The sequence below is a fragment of the Polaromonas aquatica genome (assembly GCF_042659145.1).
GTDB classification, from domain to species: domain Bacteria; phylum Pseudomonadota; class Gammaproteobacteria; order Burkholderiales; family Burkholderiaceae_C; genus Polaromonas; species Polaromonas aquatica.
The window spans coordinates 20588-27530 of record NZ_JBHSRS010000072.1; the positions used below are offsets into that span (position 1 = coordinate 20588).

6 protein-coding genes, 3 tRNA genes and 1 pseudogene are annotated in these 6943 nt (G+C 60.1%); 9 read left to right on the forward strand and 1 reads right to left on the reverse strand.

Annotated features, from left to right (window positions below; all coding sequences use genetic code 11):
- Positions 1–255 precede the first annotated feature (255 nt).
- From trpE to ACFQND_RS13400, 5 genes are all read left to right on the forward strand, one after another.
- Positions 256–1755 carry an anthranilate synthase component I gene (gene trpE, locus ACFQND_RS13380; RefSeq protein WP_371438959.1) on the forward strand — a complete coding sequence of 500 codons (1500 nt, stop codon included), beginning with the start codon at positions 256–258 and terminating at the stop codon, positions 1753–1755.
- 11 nt (positions 1756–1766) lie between these two features.
- Positions 1767–2336: an anthranilate synthase component II gene (locus ACFQND_RS13385; protein ID WP_371438960.1), complete on the forward strand. Its 570-nt coding sequence runs from the start codon at positions 1767–1769 to the stop codon at positions 2334–2336.
- A 108-nt stretch (positions 2337–2444) separates the two neighbouring features.
- The gene (gene trpD / locus ACFQND_RS13390; protein WP_371438961.1) at positions 2445–3488 is read left to right on the forward strand and encodes an anthranilate phosphoribosyltransferase; all 1044 of its coding nucleotides are present in this window, start codon (positions 2445–2447) and stop codon (positions 3486–3488) included.
- 5 nt (positions 3489–3493) lie between these two features.
- Positions 3494–4285, forward strand: a complete 792-nt coding sequence (trpC, locus tag ACFQND_RS13395; protein WP_371438962.1) for an indole-3-glycerol phosphate synthase TrpC — start codon at positions 3494–3496, stop codon at positions 4283–4285.
- A 5-nt stretch (positions 4286–4290) separates the two neighbouring features.
- Complete coding sequence (locus ACFQND_RS13400) at positions 4291–4995, forward strand: uracil-DNA glycosylase (protein WP_371438963.1); 705 nt, start codon at positions 4291–4293, stop codon at positions 4993–4995.
- A gap of 116 nt (positions 4996–5111) precedes the next feature.
- Here ACFQND_RS13400 and ACFQND_RS13405 read toward each other — a convergent pair whose 3' ends face one another.
- Entirely contained in the window at positions 5112–6218 is a 1107-nt protein-coding gene (locus ACFQND_RS13405) for a patatin-like phospholipase family protein (RefSeq protein WP_371438964.1), read from the reverse strand.
- Between the two features lie 166 nt (positions 6219–6384).
- Between ACFQND_RS13405 and ACFQND_RS13410 the strand changes: the two genes are divergently transcribed.
- The 4 genes and pseudogenes from ACFQND_RS13410 to ACFQND_RS13425 form a co-directional block, all read left to right on the forward strand.
- A tRNA-Tyr gene (locus ACFQND_RS13410) sits at positions 6385–6470 on the forward strand.
- A gap of 89 nt (positions 6471–6559) precedes the next feature.
- A tRNA-Gly gene (locus tag ACFQND_RS13415) sits at positions 6560–6633 on the forward strand.
- Between the two features lie 75 nt (positions 6634–6708).
- Positions 6709–6783: transfer RNA gene (locus ACFQND_RS13420), tRNA-Thr, on the forward strand.
- Positions 6784–6863: 80 nt separating this feature from the next.
- Positions 6864–6943, forward strand: a pseudogene (locus ACFQND_RS13425) (GTP-binding protein); the annotation flags it as partial.

A 6943-nucleotide genomic window follows, 5' to 3' on the forward strand; every position in this document is an offset into this window, starting at 1 on the left:
TGTATGTTCATTCACCGCATCATTCAGACAGGTCAAGGCGACCGGGGAGCCTGGCCCTGGCGTACCTGCTCTTTTTCGCACGCCTGAAGCGTTCACCGGTCACCCTGACCCGCGTGCTTCGCTTCGTCGCTGCGCCATCCCCACATTGATGCATCCCTGGTTTTCACCAGGAGCACGCGGCCCCGGACCTCGGGGCGTTTGAATGAAACGTGGCCCACGCCCATATGGCGCCAGCCACCTGTGAAGGACCCTATCGTGATTACTGAACTCGAATTTAAAAGCCTTGCCGGCCAGGGCTATAACCGCATTCCACTGATGGTGGAGGCGTTTGCCGACCTGGAAACCCCACTCTCGCTGTACCTGAAGCTGGCTTTTTCCAAGGACGGCGGCAAATACAGCTTCTTGCTCGAATCCGTCGTTGGCGGGGAGCGTTTTGGCCGCTACAGCTTTATAGGCCTGCCGGCCCGCACCCTGGTGCGCGCCTCGGGTTTTGGCCCCGGCGTGGTAACCGAGGTCGTGACCGACGGCAAGGTGGTTGAGACTTCAAAACAGAATCCGCTGGACTTCATCAGCGATTACCAGAAGCGTTTCAAGGTCGCCCTGCGGCCGGGGCTGCCGCGTTTTTGCGGCGGGCTGGCCGGCTATTTCGGTTATGACGCAGTGCGCTACATCGAGAAAAAGCTTGAGGCGAGCTGCCCGCCCGACATGCTGGGCTGCCCGGACATCATGCTGCTGCAATGTGAAGAGCTGGCCGTGATCGACAACCTCTCGGGCAAGCTCTACATGATTGTGTATGCCGACCCGTCGCAGCCCGAGGCCTATGTCAATGCGAAAAAGCGCTTGCGCACGCTGAAAGAGCAACTGAAGTATTCGGTCAGCGCACCAGTCGTCAAACCGTCGCAGGGTTTTCCGGCCGAGCGCGACTTTGCCAAGGCTGACTACATTGCCGCCGTGGAGCGCGCCAAGAAGCTGATCGAAGCCGGTGACTTCATGCAGGTGCAGGTCGGCCAGCGCATCAAGAAGCGTTATACCGAGTCGCCGCTCAGCCTGTACCGCGCACTGCGCTCGCTCAATCCCTCGCCCTACATGTATTACTACCACTTTGGCGACTTCCATGTGGTGGGCGCCTCGCCGGAGATTTTGGTGCGGCAGGAGCAGGTTGAAGGCGGTCAAAAGATCACCATCCGTCCGTTGGCCGGCACACGCCCCCGGGCTTCTTCGCCGGAGGCGGACAAGGCGGTCGAACACGAACTGGTCAACGACCCGAAAGAGCGGGCGGAGCACGTCATGCTGATCGACCTGGCGCGCAACGACATAGGCCGCATCGCCAAGACCGGCACGGTCAAGGTGACGGAGGCTTTTGCGGTTGAGCGCTACAGCCACGTCATGCACATCGTGAGCAATGTCGAGGGTGCGCTGCTGGACGGCATGTCCGGCATGGATGTGCTCAAGGCCACTTTCCCGGCCGGCACGCTGAGCGGTGCGCCCAAGGTGCATGCAATGGAAATCATCGACCAGCTGGAGCCGACCAAACGCGGTTTGTACGGTGGCGCTTGCGGTTACCTCAGTTATTCAGGCGACATGGACGTGGCCATCACCATACGCACCGGCATCATCAAGGACCAGATGCTGTATGTGCAGGCGGCTGCGGGCGTGGTGGCCGACTCGGTGCCTGAGCTCGAGTGGAAAGAAACCGAGGCCAAGGCTAGGGCCTTGCTGCGGGCATCCGAGCTGGTTGAAGAAGGCCTGGAATAAGGAGCTGCATCATGAAAATTTTGATGATCGACAACTACGACAGCTTTACCTACAACATCGTCCAGTATTTTGGCGAGCTGGGGGCTGAGGTTGACGTTTTTCGCAACGACGAAATCACACTGGAAGAAATCACCGCGCACAAGCCCGATCGCCTGGTGATCTCGCCCGGCCCGTGCTCCCCCGCCGAAGCCGGCATTTCGGTCGCGGCCATCCGGCATTTCGCCGGCAAGCTGCCGATTCTGGGTGTCTGCCTGGGTCACCAGAGCATAGGTGCGGCGTTTGGCGGCAACATCGTCCGTGCGCAGGAACTGATGCACGGCAAGACCAGCATGATCACCACCACGCAGCAAGGCGTGTTTGCGGATTTGCCCAAACAGTTTGTGGTCAACCGCTACCACTCGCTGGCGATTGAAAAGTCCTCCTGCCCGGACGCGCTGGCCGTTACGGCCTGGACCGACGACGGTGAAATCATGGGCGTGCGCCACAAGGAACTGGCTATCCAGGGGGTGCAGTTCCATCCGGAATCCATACTGACCGAGCACGGCCATGCCATGCTGAAGAACTTTATGGTGCAGGCATGAGAACCCATTGCACTATTGATTTGATAGCTGGTTGCGCGCATCTCTATTGGGCTGCGGCTATAAACATGTCTAATTCCGTGCTGCCAAACAATCGCTAAAGGGACCAATATGCCCAACTCACACAAAATCACCCCGCAGGAGGCGCTGCAGCGCACCATCGAGCATCGCGAGATATTTCATGACGAGATGCTGCACCTGATGCGACTCATCATGAGCGGCGAAATGTCGCCCGTGATGATGGCCGCCCTCATCACCGGGCTGCGCGTCAAGAAGGAAACCATCGGCGAAATCACCGCCGCGGCGCAGGTCATGCGCGAGTTTTCCACCAAGGTCCATGTGGCCGACAAAACCCACCTGGTCGATATCGTCGGCACAGGCGGCGACGGCTCGCACACCTTCAATATCTCGACCTGCTCGATGTTTGTGGCAGCGGCGGCGGGCGCAAAGATCAGCAAGCATGGCGGGCGCAGCGTCAGCAGCAAATCCGGCAGCGCGGATGTGATCGAATCGCTGGGCATCAACATCAACCTGCCGCCCGAAGCGATTGCAAAATGTATTGAAGAAGTCGGCGTGGGTTTCATGTTTGCGCCCAACCACCATCCGGCCATGAAAAACGTCGCGCCCATTCGCAAGGAATTGGGCGTGCGTACCATCTTCAATATTCTTGGCCCCCTGACCAACCCGGCCAGCGCGCCGAATATTTTGATGGGCGTGTTCCACCCCGACCTGGTGGGCATCCAGGTCCGTGCGCTGCAGCGCCTGGGCGCCGAGCATGCGCTGGTGGTCTACGGCAAGGACGGCATGGACGAAGTCAGCCTGGGCGCGGCCACGGTGGTCGGCGAGCTTAAAGACGGCGAAATCACCGAATACGAAATCCACCCCGAGGACTTCAGGCTCAACATGTCCAGCAACCGCGCGCTGCGGGTGGAAACACCCGAGCAGTCCAAGGCCATGCTGCTAGGCGTGCTGGACAACCAGCCGGGCGCACCGCGTGATATTGTCATCCTCAATGCAGGCGCGGCCCTGTATGCCGGCAATGTGGTGGCCTCCATGCAGGAGGGTATCGTGAAGGCGCAGGCCGTGATCGAGTCCGGCGCCGCCAAACAGCGGCTTGAGCAGCTCATTTCCATCACCCAAAAACTGGCGAACTGAAAACCATGTCCGATATCCTCGACAAGATCGTTGCCGTCAAGCACGAAGAAATCGCCGCTGCGATCAAACGCAAGCCGCTGGCCGTCATGCGCGAAGACGCCGAATCTCGCGTGCTGACGCGCGACTTTGCCGGTGCACTGCGCGCCAAAATTGCCGCAGGCAAACCGGCAGTGATTGCCGAAATCAAAAAGGCCAGTCCGTCCAAGGGCGTGCTGCGCGCCGACTTCATTCCTGCGGATATTGCGCAGAGCTATGCCGAGTACGGCGCGGCCTGCCTGTCCGTGCTGACCGACAGGCAGTTTTTCTCGGGCGAAATCGACTATCTGAAACAGGCCCGGGCCTCCTGCAGCCTGCCGGTGCTGCGCAAGGATTTCATGGTCGATCCCTACCAGATTTACGAGGCGCGGGTGATGGGCGCCGACTGCATCTTGCTGATCGTCGCCTGCCTGGACGACAGGCAGATGAAGGACATGGAAGCGCTGGCCATATCGCTGGACATGGCGGTGCTGGTGGAAGTGCATGACGCTGCCGAGCTGGAACGTGCGCTCAAACTGAAAACACCATTGATCGGCATCAACAATCGCAACCTCAAGACTTTTGAAGTGTCGCTGGACACCACGATTGGCCTGGCGGGCAGGGTGCCTGCTGACCGCATTGTGGTGACCGAATCCGGCATTTCGTCGCAAGCCGACGTGCAGCGCATGCGCGACGCCAAAATCAATGCCTTCCTGGTCGGCGAGGCCTTCATGCGCGCCGAAGACCCGGGCGTGGCGCTGGCTGAACTGTTCGGAACGTAATTGCAATGGGGGCGCCTGACCAGTTGAACGATGCCGACGCTTCGGCCTGGCCGGTCGCGCCGGGCTGGCAGGGGCTGGTGGATGAATTTTTTGCCGGCGCGACCGGCCGCAAGCTGCTTGATTTTTTAAGCCAGCGGCTGGCCGACGGCGCGGTGGTTTTCCCGCCCAGGCCCTTGCGCGCCCTGGAGCTGACGCCGCCCGAGCAGGTGAGGGTGGTCATACTCGGCCAGGATCCCTATCATGGCCGCGGCCAGGCCGAGGGGCTGGCGTTTTCCGTCGCCTCCGGCGTGGCCCTGCCGCCGTCGCTGCGCAATATCTTCAAGGAGCTGCAGCGTGACTTGGGCACCCCGCCGCCGCCATTCCCGGAACCCGGCGGCAGCCTGGTCAAGTGGGCGACGCACGGCGTGCTGCTGCTCAACACCTGCCTGACAGTCGAGGAAAGCCAGCCGGCCAGCCATGCCGGCAAGGGCTGGGAGGTCTTGACCGATGCCGTGATCCGCAAGGTGTCGGAGGGCGAGCATCCGGTGGTGTTCATGCTGTGGGGGGCGCATGCCCAGGGCAAACGCGCGCTGATCGATACCGGCCGCCACAAGGTGCTGGTGGCCAATCACCCTTCGCCGCTGTCGGCGTTGCGGCCGCCGCTGCCTTTTATCGGCTGCGGGCACTTTTCAGAGGCACGGGCCTGGCGCGAGGCGCACCCAAGGGACTGAACCCGGCTTGCATGCGCCTGTTGATTGCTATTGTTTTGATAGCTGATTGCGGGCGTATCTGGGCGGCCGCGGCCATAAAAGGCATAAAAAACAGCCTTGCGCGGTCCTGTCCGGGTCTAAAACTCCTGAGGAAGGCTGCCGACGTAGTCGCGACGGATGTTCACGGTGCCTTGCTGGCCCAAGGCTTCGAAATGGCGGCGAAGCCAGCGTCTGGCGGCACCCTGGCCCATTTCGAACAGGTTTTCAATCATGACTGTATTGGCCGACATCTTGCTGGAAGCCGGCAGCTCTTCCAGCGCCTCGCCGCCGTCGATGCGGTGCAGGAACAGGCTTTTGTATTTGGCGCCCTCCTGCAGGCGCCCATCGGCCAGCAGGCGGTTGATGAAGTCGGCGGCACGCATCTGGGACAGCAGGCTGGCGTTGAAGGTCAACTCATTCACGCGGTCCATGATCTCATGCGCTGTCTGCGGCGTGTTGTCGCGCTTGAGCGGATTGATCTGCACCACGATGATGTCGCGGCTGTCGCACAGGTTGATCAGCGGCTGCAGCGCAGGGTTGCTGGAAAAACCACCATCCCAGTAGGGCTCCCCGTCGATTTCCACCGCCCTGAACAGCGTGGGCAGGCACGCGGATGCCATCACCGCCTGCAAGCCCAGGCGCTGACCGGAAAAAATCTCGACCCGACCAGTCGTTACATGTGTTGCGGACACAAACACCTTGGGCGCCTGATGGGCTGCAATGGCGCTGAAGTCAATCTCGGCTTCCAGCAGCCTGCGCAAGGGGTTGATATCCAGAGGATTCGACTGGTAGGGTGAAACCCATTGGCTCATGGTTTTCCCAAAAAAGTTTGCGCCCACTTTTCCGGATGACCAGCCACCCATTAGTGTTTTGCTGATGTTCTCTGCCATTGAGCCGAGGCGGCCCATGGCTTCGATGCCTTGCCATATCTTTCGCAGCGATGCACGCGCCGCCTCCCTGGGACCTGCCGTTTTATCCTCCCCGGCCCTGGCCGCCATGGCAAATCCATGCGCCAGCGCCACGGCATTGACCGCGCCGGCACTGGTGCCGCTGATGCAGTCAATCTGGATGCGTGTGTCCTGCAGCAGGGTGTCCAGCACGCCCCAGGTGAAGGCGCCATGCGAGCCGCCGCCCTGCAGGGCTAGGTTCACCCGGCGCAGGGCGCCCGGTTCTGCGGGTTCTGGGGGCGTGGCGTTGGATGTCATGGATGACTTTCTCGGGTTGGCCCATCATGCCTCAAGGCCTGAGCAAGGGGCAAACACGGCTTGCAGAAAGCAGGACAAGAGGCGTACCTGCATTTTTAAAGGTTTTTGCTGTCGGCGGATCTGTCCATCGACATAAAACCGTGGCATAATCCGAGGTTCACTTGAAGGATGGGTGCCCGAGTGGCTAAAGGGGGCAGACTGTAAATCTGTTGGCTAACGCCTACGCTGGTTCGAATCCAGCCCCATCCACCAGGTCTTTGATGATTCTGGTATCGACAAGCGGTAAGTTTGAGAGAGTTTTGAAAAGAGTTTTTCGGTATTGATTGATTTGGCAGAGCTGCGCGGGAGTAGTTCAATGGTAGAACCCTAGCCTTCCAAGCTAATGACGCGGGTTCGATTCCCGTCTCCCGCTCCATGGGCTGCGGCTTTGTGGTGTATGTGGATTCTGCTGATCAGTCTTTCGCTGGATTTCTCGTGTGATTTTTATTCGGCCCATTTGGCTCAGTGGCAGAGCACTCCCTTGGTAAGGGAGAGGTCCCGGGTCCGATTCCCGGAATGGGCACCATATTTGAGTTGGCGCCGCGCAGGTTTTGTGTGGTTGCCGACGGTAGTGTTAACTGGTTTTGTAACTTTTCGGAGTTGAAAATGGCAAAAGGCAAATTTGAGCGGACCAAGCCGCACGTCAACGTCGGCACGATTGGTCACGTTGACCACGGCAAGACAAC